At 41.7% G+C, this 18,335-nt stretch carries 17 protein-coding genes; 10 read left to right on the forward strand and 7 right to left on the reverse strand.

Features of this window, described 5'->3' with window-relative positions; genetic code table 11:
* Window positions 1–370: 370 nt before the first annotated feature.
* The 3 genes from LX64_RS13755 to alaS form a co-directional block, all read right to left on the reverse strand.
* Window positions 371–2,749, reverse strand: coding sequence for an ABC transporter permease (locus LX64_RS13755; protein ID WP_111598256.1), 2,379 nt, complete (start codon window positions 2,747–2,749; stop codon window positions 371–373).
* A 557-nt stretch (window positions 2,750–3,306) separates the two neighbouring features.
* Window positions 3,307–3,732: a helix-turn-helix domain-containing protein gene (locus tag LX64_RS13760; protein WP_111598257.1), complete on the reverse strand. Its 426-nt coding sequence runs from the start codon at window positions 3,730–3,732 to the stop codon at window positions 3,307–3,309.
* A 203-nt stretch (window positions 3,733–3,935) separates the two neighbouring features.
* Window positions 3,936–6,545: an alanine--tRNA ligase gene (gene alaS / locus LX64_RS13765; RefSeq protein WP_111598258.1), complete on the reverse strand. Its 2,610-nt coding sequence runs from the start codon at window positions 6,543–6,545 to the stop codon at window positions 3,936–3,938.
* 357 nt (window positions 6,546–6,902) lie between these two features.
* On the opposite strand from alaS, the gene LX64_RS13770 reads away from it, so the two are divergent.
* The 3 genes from LX64_RS13770 (at window position 6,903) to LX64_RS13780 (ending at window position 9,153) form a co-directional block, all read left to right on the forward strand.
* Window positions 6,903–7,874, forward strand: coding sequence for a M23 family metallopeptidase (locus LX64_RS13770; RefSeq protein ID WP_111598259.1), 972 nt, complete (start codon window positions 6,903–6,905; stop codon window positions 7,872–7,874).
* A gap of 202 nt (window positions 7,875–8,076) precedes the next feature.
* Window positions 8,077–8,640, forward strand: a complete 564-nt coding sequence (locus LX64_RS26275) for a MerR family transcriptional regulator (RefSeq protein ID WP_245952669.1) — start codon at window positions 8,077–8,079, stop codon at window positions 8,638–8,640.
* Between the two features lie 15 nt (window positions 8,641–8,655).
* Window positions 8,656–9,153: a thioredoxin domain-containing protein gene (locus tag LX64_RS13780; RefSeq protein ID WP_111598260.1), complete on the forward strand. Its 498-nt coding sequence runs from the start codon at window positions 8,656–8,658 to the stop codon at window positions 9,151–9,153.
* An 88-nt stretch (window positions 9,154–9,241) separates the two neighbouring features.
* Here the strand turns inward: LX64_RS13780 and LX64_RS13785 are convergent, their stop codons facing one another.
* Together LX64_RS13785 and LX64_RS13790 are read right to left on the reverse strand one after the other, a co-directional pair.
* The gene (locus LX64_RS13785) at window positions 9,242–10,372 is read right to left on the reverse strand and encodes a mechanosensitive ion channel family protein (RefSeq protein ID WP_111598261.1); all 1,131 of its coding nucleotides are present in this window, start codon (window positions 10,370–10,372) and stop codon (window positions 9,242–9,244) included.
* An 11-nt stretch (window positions 10,373–10,383) separates the two neighbouring features.
* Window positions 10,384–11,517, reverse strand: a complete 1,134-nt coding sequence (locus LX64_RS13790; protein ID WP_111598262.1) for an amidohydrolase family protein — start codon at window positions 11,515–11,517, stop codon at window positions 10,384–10,386.
* Window positions 11,518–11,623: 106 nt separating this feature from the next.
* On the opposite strand from LX64_RS13790, the gene prfA reads away from it, so the two are divergent.
* From prfA to LX64_RS13810, 4 genes are all read left to right on the forward strand, one after another.
* Complete coding sequence (prfA, locus tag LX64_RS13795) at window positions 11,624–12,691, forward strand: peptide chain release factor 1 (RefSeq protein WP_111598263.1); 1,068 nt, start codon at window positions 11,624–11,626, stop codon at window positions 12,689–12,691.
* Window positions 12,692–12,739: 48 nt separating this feature from the next.
* A complete protein-coding gene (locus LX64_RS13800; RefSeq protein WP_111598264.1) occupies window positions 12,740–13,429 on the forward strand; it encodes a VOC family protein in 690 nt (229 codons plus the stop codon).
* 87 nt (window positions 13,430–13,516) lie between these two features.
* A complete protein-coding gene (locus LX64_RS13805) occupies window positions 13,517–14,107 on the forward strand; it encodes a hypothetical protein (RefSeq protein WP_111598265.1) in 591 nt (196 codons plus the stop codon).
* Window positions 14,108–14,287: 180 nt separating this feature from the next.
* Window positions 14,288–14,971, forward strand: coding sequence for an OmpA family protein (locus tag LX64_RS13810; RefSeq protein ID WP_111598622.1), 684 nt, complete (start codon window positions 14,288–14,290; stop codon window positions 14,969–14,971).
* A gap of 68 nt (window positions 14,972–15,039) precedes the next feature.
* Here the strand turns inward: LX64_RS13810 and LX64_RS13815 are convergent, their stop codons facing one another.
* On the reverse strand, window positions 15,040–16,227 hold the full coding sequence (locus LX64_RS13815) for an aspartate aminotransferase family protein (RefSeq protein WP_111598266.1): 1,188 nt from the start codon (window positions 16,225–16,227) through the stop codon (window positions 15,040–15,042).
* Between the two features lie 109 nt (window positions 16,228–16,336).
* Here LX64_RS13815 and LX64_RS13820 point away from each other — a divergent pair, with 109 nt between their 5' ends.
* From LX64_RS13820 to LX64_RS13825, 3 genes are read left to right on the forward strand one after another with little or no spacing between them, the layout of a single operon-like run.
* Window positions 16,337–16,858 carry a gamma carbonic anhydrase family protein gene (locus LX64_RS13820; RefSeq protein WP_111598623.1) on the forward strand — a complete coding sequence of 174 codons (522 nt, stop codon included), beginning with the start codon at window positions 16,337–16,339 and terminating at the stop codon, window positions 16,856–16,858.
* Between the two features lie 45 nt (window positions 16,859–16,903).
* Entirely contained in the window at window positions 16,904–17,053 is a 150-nt protein-coding gene (locus LX64_RS26045; RefSeq protein WP_158538619.1) for a hypothetical protein, read from the forward strand.
* 58 nt (window positions 17,054–17,111) lie between these two features.
* Window positions 17,112–17,291 carry a hypothetical protein gene (locus tag LX64_RS13825; protein ID WP_111598267.1) on the forward strand — a complete coding sequence of 60 codons (180 nt, stop codon included), beginning with the start codon at window positions 17,112–17,114 and terminating at the stop codon, window positions 17,289–17,291.
* A gap of 69 nt (window positions 17,292–17,360) precedes the next feature.
* Here LX64_RS13825 and rsgA read toward each other — a convergent pair whose 3' ends face one another.
* Window positions 17,361–18,293: a ribosome small subunit-dependent GTPase A gene (gene rsgA / locus LX64_RS13830; RefSeq protein WP_111598268.1), complete on the reverse strand. Its 933-nt coding sequence runs from the start codon at window positions 18,291–18,293 to the stop codon at window positions 17,361–17,363.
* Window positions 18,294–18,335: the final 42 nt, after the last annotated feature.

The following is an 18,335-nucleotide window of genomic DNA, read 5'->3' on the forward strand; positions in this document are numbered from 1 at the left end:
TTCAATAACCGCATATCGCTGCGATATTAGAATGCTGCTACCTAATGAAATACGATTTGTTGAAAAACATTTTCTCCTAGTCTCATTCTCATAGAACGAATTTGAAAATGTTGTAAAAATGAGTATAACATAGATCGATAGCATACTTGGTAATGCATCAATGTGTATAAGACCTCTATACTTATAGCCCCACTGATTTAAAACATTGTATACTACAAAATGCTATTATCCTCATTTTATAAAGTACCGACAATAAAAGTCCTTCCACTGGAATACAGTAGGCAATAAGAGCTAGTATGTTTTCTTTAAAGATCGCGTAGAAATAATTAGGATGGCGGAGCAGATAGTAAACTACCACCATCCTAATAGCTTATTCTGATTTTAAACTTTTCACCGGGTTCATCCACGCTGCGCGGATGGCCAAGGCACTTACAGTTATAAAGGCAATTAAAACAGAAATACATCCTGCCAAAATAAATACCCAAACTTGTATGCTGGTTTGATAAGTAAACTGTTTCAACCAGTTACTCATAGCCCAGTAAGAGATAGCCCAACCTATAACGTTAGAAATAATCACCAGCTTAATAAAGTTGCCTGACAGTAAGAGTACGATACTATTTACAGATGCACCAAGTACTTTACGTACGCCTATTTCTTTCGTTCTTTGTTCTGCTGCAAATGCAGCCAAACCGAGTAGGCCTAAGCAAGAAATGAATATTGCTAACCCACCAAATATGTTGGCCAAGTTACCGAGCAACGTTTCTGTTTGGAATTTACGTTGGAATTGTTCATCTACGAATGAGTAGGTGAATGGATAATTCGGATTAACAGATTTCATGATTTTCTCAATCGTAGCCAATGATTCGTGGGCCGACTTGTTACCCGCTAAGCGAATACCATATGTACTTGCCCATTCTGCTTCAAATCCTATGATTAAAGGTTTTTGCTGTTCGTAAGGTGATCCTAATGTGAAGTTTTTGATAACGCCTACTACAGTACGATCTACATCCTGCCATTTTACGATTGTGCCAACTGGGTCTTTTAAACCCATTACTTTTACAGCTTCTTCGTTTAAGATGATCGCTGTTGAGTCTGTTGAAAAGGAACGGGAGAAATCGCGGCCTTGGATAAGTTGCATACCGAAGGTCGTTACAAAGTCATACGTACAGGCGATTTGATGGAAAACAAGTGTTGACTGGTCTTTACGCATACCGGGCCACTCTACGCCCCAGCAAGAACTGTTCTCATTGGAGATAGTGTTTGAAATAACGCAAACACTTTCAGCTGCTCTACTTTGTAATATTTGCTCCTTAATATGATCAATTTTATCCCAAGCTTTACCCTCGATATCTATCTCTACCAAGTTCTGTTTATCGTAGCCAATAGGCAAGTTCCGGATATAACTTACTTGTTTGTAGATGATGATAGAACAGATAATCAAACCAACGGCAAAAGTGAATTGTACAATTACCAAAACTTGGCGTAATGATAATTGACTTTTACTTGTTTTAAGCTTGTGCTTCAATACAACCATCGGTTTAAAGGACGACAAGTACAATGCTGGGTAGCTACCTGAAAGGATACCAGTAAATAGTATTAGCCCAATCAAGAATACCCAAGTACTCGTTTCTGTAAATGGCAAAGCCAACTTTAAACGCAATAGCTCATTAAACTTCGGCAAACAAAGCAGTACCAATAAAACTGCCACTAACACACTGATGAATGATACTATTAACGATTCTGTGAGGAATTGTCTTGCTAATGAACCCCTTGATGCTCCAATTGCTTTACGAATACCTACCTCTTTTGCACGTTTTTCTGAACGCGCTGTGCTAAGATTCATAAAGTTGATACAAGCAATCACAAGGATACCCAATGCTAAAATCACAAACATTTTAATCATATCAATTCTCCCACCAACCGGTATTCCATCTTTAAATTCATTATAAAGATGGTACTCCGCCATAGGGTAGAACATCGTTGCTTCACTTGATTCTCCTGCACTGTTAGAATGACGAGGAATAATTGATTTGATTTTCTTATTGATCTGTTGGTAATCTGTATGTTGTTTTAACTTCACATATGTTTGGATATTGAAATTACCCCAGTTATTACCCCTTAGCCAATTGTATTTCTGTTCAGCAAGGCGCCATGGAATGAAGTATTCTGCACGAGATATAAATGAATTTCCAGGCATAGGCTCAAAAACGCCTACTACTTTTACCGGGTTTTCTCCATCGTATTTAATCACCTGGTTCAATGGATCAGCATCCTTAAACAACTTTTTCGCCAAGGTGGTAGAAATAACGATGTTATTAGGTTCGTATAATAGCTTGTCTGTAGAAGATGTTTTCATCTTCAACCCAAACAAGTCTAAAAAACTGCTGTCTACAAAAAAGCCAGTTGCTTTCAACCCCAAATCGCCATTCGTTATCAACGATGTCTGTTGGTTCGATTTGCGGGCAACGATTTCTATTTCTGGTGTCTCTTCTGCCAATGCTGCGGCTAATGGCGTAGGGGAAATATTCATCGTCATGGTGGTGCCGGCTTCTGGAGTAAAGTTGCGCATAGCGATAAATACCCGGTCTACATCTTTATACTGCTTGTCATACATCCACTCGTGGTAGATATACAAAATAAGTAATAAGCTACTAGCCAATCCAATGGCTAAACCACTAATATTCAATAGTGAATACCATTTACTCTTAGATAAATTTCGAATTGCAACAATAAATCCGTTCCAAAACATACAGGGTTTATTTAATCGTGGTTAAAGAAAAGGCAAAATCATTAGTAATCCGAACTCACCTTAAAAAATATGCCATTAATATAAGTTGTTTTAAATCAATTTGTTAATAAGGATTCTTTTAGCAATAGTGTCCACTTCCGAACCGTAAGTGTCCGGTTTTGATACACTAAATATTAGCTAGATAATTTCTACTGCGTTACCTTATGATTCAATTAAATGTTGTTTTTATAGGTTATAGAATCCCGTTACGCAAACATTGATCTCTCAATGCCGGCATGCACTTTACTTTCATAGGTATTTTCTTGCAAACTAGTCGTGTGGTTGATAATTCTCGACAAGTAAGGCAAGACCTGCGTTAAAGTAAATTGTTTAACACATCTACGCCTAAGTTTGCAAGAAAATAAAGGGCAATTGCTAAAGAGCTAATTGCCCCCTTAAGAGAATGTTTGTTTTTTAATTATTGCATTCCTGAACGGTTTTGGTTAACAATAGGGTTATTAAATAACCCATTTCCTAAAAAGAAGTCCAGTTTGACTGCTAGGGATCAAACGATGGTATTAATCTCGTTTTTTAGAGGATTTTTTCTTTTTGTTTTGGCCATTACTATTTTTCTCCTGCACCAGTAGTAACTTTTTAATAATTACAAGTTCCGCTGATTGCTGCTGAAGTAGGCGTAATAGCATAGCTTGATCAGCTTTTAACTGGTCAATCGTTTGCTTCATCGTAGCAATTTCATTGCTCGAACTATCCTGAACTTTTTGTTGGGTACTATTAGCTGGGCTAGTACCTGCTTCAAAAAGGTTAACAACAGTAATTTCGAAAACTTGAGTAATGTTATCTAAAGTTCGAAATGCAACGGATTTTACTCCATTACGTTCAATATTTCCGTAACCAGTGGTGCTCATTCCTAACTGGCTTGCTACATGTTGTTGGGTTAAATTTTTAGTTAGCCTGATAAGTCGAAGTTTGTCCCCGAACTGCATGGGTTAACGTTTAAGTTTGCAAGCTTACGCTTACCTATAGAGAATTATCATGCGAATAAAAATAGAAGAAATTATTATTGATTGCAAGTAATCTCAAGTGAGAGTTGAGAAAGTTGTTCCAAATCTCAAGTGCCACTTGATATTGGGCGCAAAAAAAACGCCTCTACAAGGTAGAGGCGTTGATAGTGTATTTTGTACAGTTTTTACAAAAGCGACTTAACGGCTGTAATTACCGCTTGTAGTTGGCTGCTGTCTTGTCCGCCAGCTGTAGCCAACGTTTTCTGGCCACCGCCACCACCTTTGATTAGTCCTGATACTTTTTCTTTGATGATTTTGCCTGCATCCAAACCTTTCTCTGCTGCAACTTTTTCATCGAGCATGATGGCTACTTGGGCTTTCCCGCCTACTTCTGCCGTTAATACTACTACGTAGTTTTGCAAACTGTTCTTTAAGGCAAAGGCTAATTGCTTCAATGCATCGCCGCTAGATACCGATACTTGTAAGCCTAAGAAGGTAATACCATTCACCGTTTCAGCATGCTGTGGTAACGTAGCTGCTTGTTGTGCGATGGCTTGTTGTTCAAAGGCTGCTACTTGTTTCTCCAAGTTCATTTTGTCGGCCACCAAGTTTTCAATGGTCTTCAATAGGTCTTTTGGATTCTTCAAGATCGTTTTAATATCACGTAATTGCAGTAATTGTTCGCTTACATATGCTTCGGCTTTCGCGCCTGTTACTCCTTCAACCCTTCGTACACCAGCCGCTACAGCTCCTTCACTCGTGAATTTAAACATCCCCAATTCGCCGGTATGCCCAACGTGGGTACCGCCACATAATTCAACAGAGAAGTTATGATCCATCACCACCACGCGAACAAAGTCACCATATTTCTCACCAAACAATGCCATGGCGCCCAATTTCATGGCTTCTTCTTTCGGCATTTCAGTAATGACTACCGGTACGTTCTCACGGATCTTTGCATTCACTATGGCTTCTACTTGCGCTAATTCTTCATCGGTCACTTTTGCAAAGTGAGAGAAGTCGAAACGTAAGGTTTCTGGATTTACCAAGGAACCTTTTTGCGCTACGTGTGTACCCAACACTTGGCGTAATGCTGCGTGTAAAAGATGCGTGGCAGAGTGATGCATTGCTGTTGCTTTGCGCTTCGTTACGTCCACTTCTGCTATTAAGTCGCCTTGGATGGCTTCCGGTAATTTGTCTACGAAATGAACGATTAAATCGTTTTCTTTCTTCGTATCTGTTACCTCTATATCTTCTCCATCAAAATGTAAAATACCCGTATCACCTACCTGTCCGCCGCTTTCAGCATAGAACGGGGTATGGTTCAATACGATTTGGTATTGTTCTTTACCTTTTGATTTGATTTTACGGTATTTCTGAACGGTTGCAGGGCTGGTTAATTGCTCGTAACCGATAAATTTAGTATTGCCTTCTTCTAATACAACCCAATCGTCTAAATCCAAAGCTGTCGCAGCTCTAGAACGATCTTTTTGTTCTTGCAAGGCAACATCATAGCTTTTTTTATCTACTGTAAACCCATTCTCCGACGCAATCAAGGTCGTTAAATCGTAAGGGAAACCAAAGGTGTCATATAACTCAAACGCTGTTTTACCGTCGATGACTTTAGAGGTGGTATTACCCATTACCTCGTCCATTCTACGGATACCGCTTTCCAATGTGCGCAAGAAACTATTTTCTTCCTCGAATACAATCTTCTTCACAAAGTCAACTTGCTGCTGCAATTCAGGGAATACATCTTTAAACTGGTCGGCCAACACCGGTACTAATTCGTGCAATAATGGTTTTTGCACGTCTAAGAAAGAGAAGTAGTAACGAACTGCTCTACGCAAGATTCTCCGGATAACATAACCGGCACCTGTGTTCGATGGTAATTGACCATCGGCAATGGTGAAGCAAATTGCGCGGATATGATCTGAGATTACGCGGAATGCGATGTCTGTTTTCTCACTTTGGCCATATTTCTTTGTACAATATTTTTCTGTTGCGCGGATGGTAAGTTGGAAAAGATCGGTATCGTAGTTAGATTGTTTGCCTTGCAATACACGCACCAAACGCTCTAAGCCCATACCAGTATCCACGTGTTTCGCCGGTAATGATTCGAGGGAACGATCCTTTAAACGGTTGAATTGCATGAATACGTTATTCCAAATCTCGATCACTTGCGGGTGATCGGCATTTACTAACGATGCGCCGGGCACTGCTGCACGTTCTGCATCGGTACGACAATCAACGTGAATTTCGGAACACGGACCACATGGACCCGTATCTCCCATTTCCCAGAAGTTGTCTTTTTTATTACCCATCAAAATGCGGTCTTCAGCCACAAATTGTTTCCAGAGTTCGTATGCTTCTTGGTCTTTCGCCAGGTTCTCGCTTGCGTCACCTTCAAAAACGGTCACGTAAATACGGTCTACCGGGATTTTATAAACAGCTGTCAATAACTCCCAGCTCCATTCGATCGCTTCTTTTTTGAAGTAATCGCCGAAGCTCCAGTTACCCAACATTTCGAACATCGTATGGTGGTAAGTATCGATACCTACCTCTTCAAGATCGTTGTGTTTACCGCTTACACGCAAGCATTTCTGCGTATCGGCGACTCTTTTGTGGGCGGGAACTTTATTGCCGAGAAAATAGTCTTTAAACTGGTTCATCCCTGCATTCGTGAAAATGAGGGTGGGATCGTTTTTCAAAACGATGGGAGCGGAAGGCACGATAGTGTGGCCTTTGGATGCAAAGAAGTCTAAGAATTGCTTCCGTATCTCGGCTGCTGTCATAAAATATTAATGCGTATTGATATTTAATTTTAATATTATAATTGCGTCTGATCGAAATTTGGCTTTAATTTGTACTGATAGCAATATACATCATTCAGAAAATCAAGCAAAAGGTTGATCTTTTAACCTAATTAAGTTAATTTGTGCGCCTTCTGCCTGGCTTGATGTCCGGGAAGATGGCTTGGCGCGCTGCAAAAATATTGAAAGGTCGCCATATTATTGAAAAATCGTAGTGTTTTACTTTTTGCGGTAATTCCACGTGGATTTGTGCTCACTAGCCCAAATTTTACACTTTAATAATAAAATCGTTTTACAAACGTTTCGAGAACGTCTAGCTTTAGAACAACCTTTAGGGGCATGAAGAAGGTCAAATATTTCTATAATACACAAACACTTAAATACGAAAAGTTAGTGGTTTCACTTCGTGTGAAGCTCTTGCGTATTTTAGGTTTTTTATCAGCAGCCATTGTTACAGGTATCCTCTTTCTTTCAGTTGCATACCGCTTCCTCGATTCCCCTAACGAGAAGAAATTACGCCGGCAACTCGACGAAATGAAGGAACAATACGCTAACATGCGCACTTCTATTAAGGAAGTCAGAGGGCAGTTAGCCGAACTCCAACACCGCGATAACGACATTTACCGCGTTATTTTCGAAGCCAGCCCAATTGCCGATAGCACCCGCGCCGGTAAACCCATGCCCGAACCCGATGTGGATATGCTGGAAGCTTTACCTAGTGGCGACGTCATCGCAGATATCGCGAAATCTCTCAACGAAGTACATAACAGGATCAAAAAACAAGAAGAGTCATACCTCCAAATCGATGATCTTGTAAAGAATAAACAGAAAATGTTAGCATCTATCCCGGCCATCCAACCCGTGTCGAACCGCGACTTGGATAGGATTGCGTCTGGGTTCTCATATCGTATCGACCCCATTTACAAAACCGTTAAATTCCACAGTGGGCTCGACTTTGCCGCACCGATGGGAACACCAATTTACTCTACCGGCGATGGTAAAGTGGAATCCGCTAGCATGAGCAACGTAGGCTACGGTAACCACGTAATCGTTAACCACGGTTACGGCTACAAAACTTTATACGGCCACATGGTGCGTATGAAAGTAAAAGCCGGCCAAGCAGTAAAACGTGGCGATGTAATTGGTTGGGTGGGAAGTACCGGTAAATCAACCGGCCCGCACTGCCACTACGAAGTCATTAAAAACGGTGAAAAGGTAGATCCAGTCTACTTCTTCTTCAACGATCTTACCCCAGAACAATTCGATCGTATGTTGAAAATCGCCCGCTCTAGCAACCAGTCGCTCGATTAATGGCGTGATTATTGGTGTAACAAGCAAACGGTTATATATTTCGTACCTCGTGATAAGCGAGTGGAAGGCAATCGGTTAAGTGTGGTTTTTTACAGGACAGTAAGTGATTCTATCATTTTATAGCGTTAAATTGCATATAGGATAGTTAAGCCTACCCCATTTCTGTTACACACACAACTTGTTTCACGAATAACAATCTGTCATGATGCATCATCAACTGGATTTGTTTTCTTCGAATGAGGCTGAAAAGCCCGTATTGGGAAATGAAGTGGTGCCGGGACAAGAGAAAACAAACGACAAAAACGTGGATTCATTACCTAATTCGCCTGCCAACTCCAATGTTGCGTCGATTACGGTAATTGCTCCCCAGAAAGGAAAGAAGCGTGGTCGAAAATCATTGAAAGAATTGGCAGATGATCCACATGTTATCCAAGAAATTGAACGGATGACATTGGATAAGCAATATTATTCCATCTCGGAAGTAGCTGCTATGTTCCATGTGAACAGCTCGCTTATCCGTTATTGGGAGAACGAATTCGATGTGTTGCAACCTAAAAAGAATAGGAAGGGCGACCGCCTATTCAGGCAAGACGATATTCAACATTTAAAACTGATTTATCACCTTTTGCGAGAACGGAAATACACAATCGAAGGGGCAAAACAAAAACTGAAAGCAGATAAGAAAATAGCTAGCCGCAATTTTGAAATGGTACAAGCCTTACAAAAAGTCCGCGGCTTTCTAACGGAATTAAAAGATCAATTATAAACAAGTCTTTATTTTATGTGGGTTAAAACTATTCTACTCGGTGGAGGATTATTCTTCTCTACGTTCGCAATGGCACAATCACCCGTTAAAGGTAAAATAGAAATGAAAACCTTAACGAATGATGCCAACCACGCTTGGTTTTATGCGGGAATCAACAAATATCAACCAAATGATAAAGCTGTTGATTACTTAAAATCCAATAATACAAAATATAAGATCGTTGCTATTACAGGTACAACCGACGATAACAGCAAGAAATTATTGCCTGCATTCTATAAAACTATGATCTTGTCGAGCTGGCCAGATGATAACATCGAGCTATATGCTGCCGATGATAAACTCCAAACAGGCGACAATAAAGGTCAATCGTTTAAAGCCAAAAAATTACCCACTTTCGTAGTATTGAAAGAAGGTAAAGAAGTAGGCCGTGTAGCTGGTGATATCAACGAATCTATTGAAAAAGATTTAGCAGTGATTATCTTCAACAGCAACAAGAAAAGCGAAGAGAAATAAGATTTTGCAATCAGATACATTGAAAAAGCCTTCCTGCGTAAGTAGGAAGGCTTTTTTGTTATATCAAATATTGTGCTATGAATAATTGTTATGCCGATTCTGATTTAGAGGCTAATGATACCTTTTGCTCTGCCAATAATCTCATAATCGATAAGTTCACAAATTCGCGCAAACTATTATAAGGCTTGCCTTCGATGATGTTGGTTAGATAAATGACTTGAATTACGTAGGTGTCTTTAATAATATCATTCAAGTTCACCGTAAAGCCTTTTTCAATAGAAGGATGTTCCTCCAAAATATGCGTAATACCGCTCAGTACTTTTTGCATATCGCTGGCATTTGTATGGCTATCTAGTTCCAACTTTAACACTACACGCTGCTGCGTGCGCAAGGAAAGGTTATCCAATACGCTATCTACCATCTTCTTATTCGGTACTGTAACGAACGTTTTATCCAAGGTACGGATACGCGTACTGCGCAAACCAATTTTTTCTACGGTACCTTGGTACGCGTCAACCTTCACTGTATCGCCCACATGGAATGGTTTATCGAAGAAGATGATGAAGGACCCGATGAGGTTCTCGATGCTTTCTTTTGCAGCCAAAGCCATGGCAGCCGCACCAATACCAAGCCCCGCAATTAACTTCGCAACCAACCCGGCCCCGAATAATATCCGCGTTACTGCCAACATGCCGATGATGAATACAATGGCTTTGAAAAAGTCTTTGAAGAAAATTACAAACTGGTCGTCTGTTTTGTCGGCTGTTTGTGCTGCTTTGGTGTGTAATACCAAGGAGATAAAATCTATCAGGCGTAGCAATATCCAAATTACACTTACACACAAAGTAATTTGCATTAACGTATCGGTAATGCTATGTAATGTAACCTGGTACAGCTGCTCTCGTACTTCGCCATTCACCACCACGCTGCTGGTTTTCTTGTAAATGACAAGGTTTAAGAAGGAGGGGAATTTGATTTTATTGATGGCAATGAAAAACGTGAATAACACGAGGAACCATTCTAATGGTTTCACGAAGATTTCTACGAACTCATTACGTTCAATTTTGGGTGCCCAGCGTTTTACTAAGTTGAAGAATAAACGGGCAATTCCTTTTGATAAATAGCGTTTGATGAGGAAAATAACGAGCAAGCTAATTAAGAAGGCCGTATAATCTTGCACGGTATTATCAAGAAATTTGTAACTAAAAAATTCTGGCATAAAGTGTTTTACTAGCGGATGTGGGTGATGTTGTTATTGTGAATGGCAATAATACCGGGTTTTTTGCCGATTTCAAAGGAACCATAAGTATTGGCTATATCGAGTGCTTCGGCGCCGTTTTTGGTAGCCCATTGCAAAATTTCAGCTAAGTCTATGTGTGGAAAATGTTGTTGGATGGATTTGATTTCTTCCCATATGGATAAAGTGTGGTTAGAAGCCAACGAATCGGTACCCAAAGTAAGCGTACAACCCATTTCACGGAACATATCAATAGGTGGCACTTTTCCCTCGATATACAAGTTCGCATTGATACACAATACCCAAAACAGCTGCAACGGCAAGCTCTTCGCAAATTGTACATCTTGCGGGTGTGTACACGTATTGTGCACTAATAACATTTTATCGCGACCGGTAAAATACGGTAAGTAACTCTGTAAGCTCGATTTCCCGGTAGGCTGGAAGGCATCGATGTTAATCCCGAAAAACTGGAAAAAGTCCAAGAATTCACCCGATTTGCTTGCATACAATTGGTCTTCCGCGGGGCATTCTTGGTTATGGATACTTAAAGGACCCTGCTGCTCGAACCCGGCTATTTGTTGGAATAAGGCACCCGATACGGAATAGGGAGCATGTGGCACGATGGTAGCCGGTAAACCCGCATCGCGGAAGGCCTGGTATACTACTTGGGCTCCTTGAAAGCGCTGGTTAGCAAAGGCTTCTATAAAACCGGTGCTTTCCACGAAAGTATGGTAATAGAGGGCTTGTTGGGATTTAATAACCGCCGAGGTATCGGTATTGGAAATATCGCCCACCGCCACTATGCCTGCTTCCCGCATATCTTCCACGGCTTTTACCATGGCATCGTGCTGTTGAATGGGATCATTGCCGCGTTGTGTCATTACCCCCCGGAGGAAGGCAGGCAAGCCTGTTTTTTCGGGGATAACGCCCTTCATATGAGATAATTCTATATGACAATGGGTGTTGATGAAACCAGGGCACAGTATGCCCGGTATTTCTTGCACATTTTCGCCGGCTTCGGATTTATTAACAATTCCTTCAATGGTGCCGTCTGTGGCGGTTATTAGCACTTTGCCGGGGCCTAAAAACCTGTTTCCGTCAAAAATATCTTCTCCTAATAGCTTCATATAACCGGGTGTATGTAATATTTACGTGAATTGGTGTTAATTTTGCAACCCCAAGCCGTCCATTTTATGGTGAGCGACTGGGGATAAAACGGTATCAAAGATAATTATGATAGACAAACTAGAGGCCATAAAAGGTCGTTACGACCAGGTAGCGCTAGCGCTCACGAACCCCGAAGTAGTGAGCGACAACAAGCAGTTCGGTAAATTAAGTAAAGAATACCGCCAGCTTGAAAAAATTGTGAAGGCATACGAAGCATACAAAAATGTGATAGATGCCATCGCTTTCAACAAAGAGGTGTTAGAAAGTGGTGATGAAGAAATGCGTGAGCTAGCGAAAGAAGAAACGGAATCGTTAGCGAACCAAAAAGAAGAAGTGGAAGCGAACATCCGCAACTTGTTAATTCCAAAAGATCCGCAAGATGAGAAAAATGCCATCCTCGAGATTCGTGCCGGTACAGGTGGCGACGAGGCGAGCCTTTTTGCGGGTAACCTATTCCGTATGTATTTACGCTATTTCGAGATCAAAGGCTGGAAAACTAGCATCATGAACGAAAACCCTGGTTCTGCCGGTGGTTATAAAGAGGTTGTTGTTGAGGTAAGTGGTGATGATGTGTACGGTACTTTGAAATTCGAATCGGGTGTACACCGCGTACAACGTGTTCCTGCTACAGAAGCATCGGGTAGGGTACACACTTCTGCAGCTACGGTAGCAGTTTTACCAGAAGCTGAAGAGGTAGACGTTGAAATCCGCGAAGCCGATATTAAAATGGATACTTTCCGTTCTTCCGGCGCGGGTGGTCAGCACGTAAACAAAACGGAATCTGCCGTTCGTTTAACGCACATCCCAACAGGTGTTGTAGTAGAATGCCAGGAAGGTAGAAGCCAACACTCGAACCGCGATATCGCCATGAAAATGTTGCGTACGCGTATCTACGAAGCGGCTGTACGTAAACACGAAGATGCTATTGCTTCTCAACGTAAGAGCTTGGTATCAACTGGTGACCGTTCCGCGAAAATCAGAACTTATAACTATCCCCAAGGTCGTGTGACCGACCACCGTATTGGTATGACCATCTACAACTTGGATGCCTTTATGAGTGGTGATATTAACGAAATGGTGGAAGCATTGCAGTTTGCAGAGAATGCAGAGAAATTAAAGCAAGGCGGCGAATAATATTTCCGGCAGGGCGTTTGCGGCGATTGGGGTATTAAATGGTTTAACATGGAGATACTCAGGTTACATTTACACACCAATCGCCTGCCACAGCTGGTTACATTTTATGAAAGTGTTATTGGGTTGCCAGTAACAACATCGCACGACGGGCTACGGGCCATCATTCAAATAGGAAGCAGCGAAATAGTGTTTGAAGCCACCGAAGAAAGCGCCTATTATCATTTTGCCATCAACATTCCAGCTCATCTTTTAGTACAAGCACACGATTGGTTACAGGCAAGAGTAACATTATTGCCCTACCACAATCAACTGATCGTTCCATTCCCACATTGGAATGCCGACGCGTTATACTTTCACGACCCAGCAGGGAATATCGTGGAATTAATAGCACGGCGCGACCTGGCATACGATGTACCCGGGATATTTAGCGCCCAGCATTGGATGTCGGTGAGCGAAATTGGGTTACCGGTTGAACGGGTCGATCAAACGAACGAGGCTTTACAGCAAGTTGGAGTACCGGTTTATGATGGTGATAATGAACAGTTTAGTGCCGTAGGCGATGCACATGGATTATTTATTGTTGTTGACCGGGAACAGAAAACTTGGATGCCTACCCACGAACCAGCTTTAACTTTCCCTCTGGAAGTCATCTTTAAAACAATGCCCGGGGGAAAAGTGTTTGTATTGAGGTTGCACCAGCGGGGCATAGAAGTGGCCGAGATGCAAATCATAACGTGATTAACTGCTTTACGAGAAACCAACAATAATATCCCGTCAAATCTTCATCAGTATACAAATCAATTTATCCTATAAAATCATTTCACCATGATAGATCAATTAGTGCAATTAGTGAGAAACTATGCTACAGACGCAGTAGTAGCAAACCCCGCAGTTCCTAACGAACAAAATGAAGCGGTTATCGGCGAAGCTACCAATTCAATTACTTCCGTGTTGCAGAATGCTTTAGCCAATGGCCAAGCGAAAGATGTATTGGCATTGTTCAATGGCGGTGGAGCAGATGTTGCTGCCAACCCATTGGTAAACGGTATCTCTGGTAACTTCATTACCAACATCATGCAAAAATTCAACATCAGCCCCGAAGCTGCTACTTCTATTGCAGGTTCGTTGATCCCAACGGTGATGAATAGCATGGTAAAGAAAACCAACGACCCTAACGACAAAGGTTTCGATTTAACCAGCATTTTATCTTCTTTAACGGGTGGCAACGTAGCCGGCTTAAACGTACAAGGTATGTTGGGCAAATTAGGCTTAGATAAGGATGGCGACGGTGACGTTGATTTCCAAGACTTTGCCAGCATGTTAAGCAAAGGTGCCAAACAACAGCAACAAGGTGGCGAACAGAAGAGTGAAGGTGGTGGATTAGGCGACTTGTTGGGTGGCTTCTTTGGAAAATAATGCACGCTTGGTGTTTCATTCACCCTATACGTATCAATTTTTCAAATTTTTAACTTATTTACACTAAACTGCTTATGTAGTACCCGCTATCTTTGGCAAGAGATTTGATTTATGCTTGCCGGAGATAAGTAGCAGCATGTTTGCAGCAATAAAAATTTTTTTAAGATAAAATTCTCTATGATGAAACGAATGAATGCATTAGTAGCCTTCGCCCTTATTGGTGCTCTATTATTTAGTAGCTGTAGCACTTGGCAGAATATGGATAATTCTAAGAAAGGTGCAGTGATCGGCACAGGTGGCGGTGCGGCTGCTGGTGCAGTAATTGGTAAAGTTGCCGGTAATACGGCTTTAGGTGCCATTATTGGTGCCGCAGTAGGTGGTACTGCCGGTGTTTTAATCGGTAAGAAAATGGATAAACAAGCACAAGATATTAAGAACGAAGTACCTAACGCACAAGTAGAACGTGTGGGTGAAGGTATTAACGTTACTTTCAACTCTGGCGTGTTATTCGGTTTCGATAAATCAGATTTAAACGCAACCGCTAAAACAAACATCCAAAAGCTAGCAGAAATTTTAAATAAATACCCAGACACTTACGTACGTGTTGAAGGTCATACCGACGACGTAGGTTCTGATACATACAACTACGGTTTATCTGAACGCCGTGCAACTTCTGTAGCAAACTACTTGAAGTCTGTAGGTGTTAGCGCAAACAGGATTCAAACATTCTGGTACGGCGAAACTCAGCCTAAATACCCGAATGATTCTGAAGAAAACCGCGCTAAAAACCGTCGTGTTGAGTTTTCCATCTATGCGAACGAGAAGATGAAATCTGACGTTCAAAACGAAGCTGGTAAACAATAATCTTCGTCTTATACAATCTCACATAAGCAGTTTAGTTGTTCCCCCCGGTTCCGGGGGGATTTTTTATGCTAGAATGTTACGCGGTCGATGGCGTCTAATATAATTTTACACGCCGTACGTACTTCGTCTTCCGTAATAATCAATGGTGGAACCAAGCGTAAGCAAGCCGGTGCAAACAAGAACCAATCCGTAATTAACCCATTCGCAATACAATCGTCGATAATCTTCTTATTCACTTCAAAGCTTTCGAACTCTACCGCGAACATCATCCCAACACTCCTCACCGCTTTAATCTTAGGATGCTTTAATAAATCGAGGAACAACTGTTCTTTTGCAGGTATGGTAGCTATATAATCGCCTTCCACCAAAGCCTTCGCACCCGCTAAACCGGCTGCACAAGCTACCGGGTGGCCGCCGAACGTGGTAATATGACCTAACACGGGGTTATTCGTCAAGCTCCACATAATTTCTTTATCCGCTACAAATGCACCCAAAGGCATTCCCGCTCCCAATGCTTTACCGAGTAGTACTACATCGGGTACAATACCGTATTGTTCAAACGACCATAGAAAGCCGTTTCTACCAAAGCCACATTGTATTTCATCGAGTACCAACAGTGTACCTGTTTCAGTACATTTCTTGCGCAAGGCTTGCATCCATTCTTTCGATGCTTTATATACGCCCGCTTCAGCTTGTACCGATTCTGCGAATACAGCGGCAGTATTATGATTGATAGCGTCGATCGCTTCGAATGAGTTATAATCGAGATGATGAATGCCGGGTAATAACGGCCTGTAGGCATTTCTCCAGTACTCGTCGCCCATAATGCTTAGTGAGCCTTGAGTAGAGCCGTGGTAGCTATTTTTAAAAGCAATGATTTCGTGCCTACCTGTGTATCGTTTCGCTAATTTCATAGCGCCTTCTGTGGCTTCGGAACCCGAGTTGGTGAAGTATACACAGTTAAGTGATGGGGGTAAAATACTGCTTAAATACGTGGCGTATTGCACTTGCGGTGCTTGTACAAATTCTCCGTACACGAGTAAGTGCATGTATTGCGCTGCTTGTGATTGAATGGCTTCTACAACCGCAGGATGGCAATGACCAACATTACAAACGCTGATACCGGCAATCATATCGATGTATTGTTTGCCATGATTGTCCCACATATACATACCTGAAGCCTTTGTAAATTCAATCGCTAAAGGAGCGTCGGACGTTTGTGCTACGTGCTGTAAAAAAAGCTGCCTGTTGTTCATAATTCATTCAAGTTACTGCGCGAAGTTAGCGAAGTTCTTAATGCCTATCTTTGTAAACCTTCCTTCTGCATACGAAGAAGAACATTGTATCACCTTTAAAAAAATTAAGATGCCCGTTATATTACCGGTGAAAGGCGTACTGCCTAAAATGGGAGAAAATTGTTTTATAGCCCCGAATGCAACCATTGTAGGAGATGTGCATATGGGCGACGATTGTAGCATTTGGTTTAATGCAGTTGTGCGCGGCGATGTGAATAGCATTGTAATGGGCAACAAAGTAAATGTGCAAGATGGCGCCGTTATTCATTGTACCTATGAGAAAACGAAAACAGTAATTGGTAACAACGTATCTATTGGTCATAACGCCATTGTACATGGCTGTACCGTAGATGATAATGTGCTGATTGGGATGGGGGCTATTGTGATGGATAACTGTAAAATTGGTAGCAATTCTATTATTGCAGCAGGCGCTGTAGTACTTGAAAATACCGTGGTAGAGGCAGGCTCTATTTACGCCGGTGTTCCAGCTAAAAAAGTAAAAAGCATTAGCCAAGAACTGATAAGCGGGGAAATAAACCGTATCGCGAATAACTACTTAATGTATTCCGGTTGGTTTAAGGACCCGGCATAATACTTTATAAAAAAGTATTATATTTACACCAACAAAATCCCTCCTATGAAAAGAGCAGCTATCTTGTTGGTGCTGATCGTATGCCTATGCCAAGCATGTGCAACGGAGAAAAGTGGATGCCCGGGTACGAATAATTATTCCAAAAAGGAACGAAAGCAGAATATGCGGGCTGTTAAACAAACCCGGTTATTCTAGCATCTTGCATCTATTTTACCTTTCAATTGTTATTTACACGAAAACGATCTTGTTGCACATGAGAAAATATGTTTTATTACTGGTAGTGGCTGGCACAATGTGCAGTTGTCGTTCCCAAAAAGTAGGATGCCCTACAAACGAGCGAAATAAAGGTGCCGAGAAGGTGCTCGATGAGATGAGTGCGCCGCCGAAGAAGAAAGGCTTCTTGGGGTTATTTGGAGGGAAACGTAAAGGTTAAAGTTTGATTGATATAAAAAGTAAAGCGCGTCTTCTGAACGCGCTTTCTTTGTTATGGTGAACGAGGTGATTAGTAATTTTTATCGTCGATAGTTTCGAGCATGGTGGCATAGCTTACGTACCTTTCCACATCAATTTCTCCTTCATTTACAGCTTCCTTCACAGCACAGCCAGGTTCGTTGATATGTAAACAGTTATTGAATTGGCATTGCGGGATATAAGCCTGCATTTCCAAGAAGTAGTGCGACAATTCGCCCCGTGGAATATCCACGATGCCAAGTTCCCTAATACCGGGTGTATCGATTAAAGCGCCGCCTTGTGGTAGGTCGAACATTTCTGCGAAAGTAGTGGTATGTAACCCTTTACCGCTCCAACCGCTAACAGCCTTCGTTTTTTGTTCGAGGCCAGGTACGATTAGGTTGATTAAAGAGGATTTACCCACACCGGAGTGCCCGCTTACGAGGGTGGTTTTATCTTTTAAGATAGCATTCAGTTCATCGAGGCCTTCCCCTGTATTCGCGGAAACGAGCATTACTTTATACCCGATTTCGCTGTAAAGGGCATCCCAATCTTCATATTTTTCCATTTCCTTGGCTTTGTAGATATCCTTCTTATTGAAAACAAGGATGGCCGGGATATGGTATGCCGCAGCTGTAACAAGGAAACGGTCGATAAACCCTTGCGAGGTACGTGGTTCCTTCACAGTACAGATAAGCATCGCCTGGTCGAGATTGGCGGCTACGATATGTTTTTTGTGTTTATTATGGGGGGAAGAGCGCACGATGTAGTTTCGGCGATCTAAGATATTGGTAATCATGGCCGTATTTTCGGCGCTATTGGCTTCCATTTCAATGTCCACCAAATCGCCCACAGCAATAGGATTGGTAGAAGTGATATCCTCGTCTTTCTTGAAAATCCCTTTCATACGCGCCTGGATAAACGCGCCTTCTGCCGTTTTCACGGTATACCAGCTACCTGTTGATCTATAAACGATTGCTTGCACAGCTCTTATATACTTTAATTGAACAATAAAGTTAGGGCTATT

Origin of the sequence: Chitinophaga skermanii (genome assembly GCF_003259335.1) — a bacterium.
Classification (GTDB): domain Bacteria; phylum Bacteroidota; class Bacteroidia; order Chitinophagales; family Chitinophagaceae; genus Chitinophaga; species Chitinophaga skermanii.

Bases quoted from the DNA above. Each gene is read 5' to 3' on its own strand.
- alaS (WP_111598258.1), bottom strand. From the start codon at position 6,545: ATGACAGCAGCCGAGATACGGAAGCAATTCTTAGACTTCTTTGCATCC.
- LX64_RS13825 (WP_111598267.1), top strand. From the start codon at position 17,112: ATGAGAAAATATGTTTTATTACTGGTAGTGGCTGGCACAATGTGCAGT.
- LX64_RS26045 (WP_158538619.1), top strand. From the start codon at position 16,904: ATGAAAAGAGCAGCTATCTTGTTGGTGCTGATCGTATGCCTATGCCAA.
- LX64_RS26275 (WP_245952669.1), top strand. From the start codon at position 8,077: ATGATGCATCATCAACTGGATTTGTTTTCTTCGAATGAGGCTGAAAAG.
- LX64_RS13785 (WP_111598261.1), bottom strand. From the start codon at position 10,372: ATGCCAGAATTTTTTAGTTACAAATTTCTTGATAATACCGTGCAAGAT.
- LX64_RS13815 (WP_111598266.1), bottom strand. From the start codon at position 16,227: ATGAACAACAGGCAGCTTTTTTTACAGCACGTAGCACAAACGTCCGAC.
- prfA (WP_111598263.1), top strand. From the start codon at position 11,624: ATGATAGACAAACTAGAGGCCATAAAAGGTCGTTACGACCAGGTAGCG.
- LX64_RS13770 (WP_111598259.1), top strand. From the start codon at position 6,903: ATGAAGAAGGTCAAATATTTCTATAATACACAAACACTTAAATACGAA.
- LX64_RS13810 (WP_111598622.1), top strand. From the start codon at position 14,288: ATGAAACGAATGAATGCATTAGTAGCCTTCGCCCTTATTGGTGCTCTA.
- LX64_RS13760 (WP_111598257.1), bottom strand. From the start codon at position 3,732: ATGCAGTTCGGGGACAAACTTCGACTTATCAGGCTAACTAAAAATTTA.
- LX64_RS13800 (WP_111598264.1), top strand. From the start codon at position 12,740: ATGGAGATACTCAGGTTACATTTACACACCAATCGCCTGCCACAGCTG.
- LX64_RS13790 (WP_111598262.1), bottom strand. From the start codon at position 11,517: ATGAAGCTATTAGGAGAAGATATTTTTGACGGAAACAGGTTTTTAGGC.
- LX64_RS13755 (WP_111598256.1), bottom strand. From the start codon at position 2,749: ATGTTTTGGAACGGATTTATTGTTGCAATTCGAAATTTATCTAAGAGT.
- LX64_RS13780 (WP_111598260.1), top strand. From the start codon at position 8,656: ATGTGGGTTAAAACTATTCTACTCGGTGGAGGATTATTCTTCTCTACG.
- LX64_RS13805 (WP_111598265.1), top strand. From the start codon at position 13,517: ATGATAGATCAATTAGTGCAATTAGTGAGAAACTATGCTACAGACGCA.
- LX64_RS13820 (WP_111598623.1), top strand. From the start codon at position 16,337: ATGCCCGTTATATTACCGGTGAAAGGCGTACTGCCTAAAATGGGAGAA.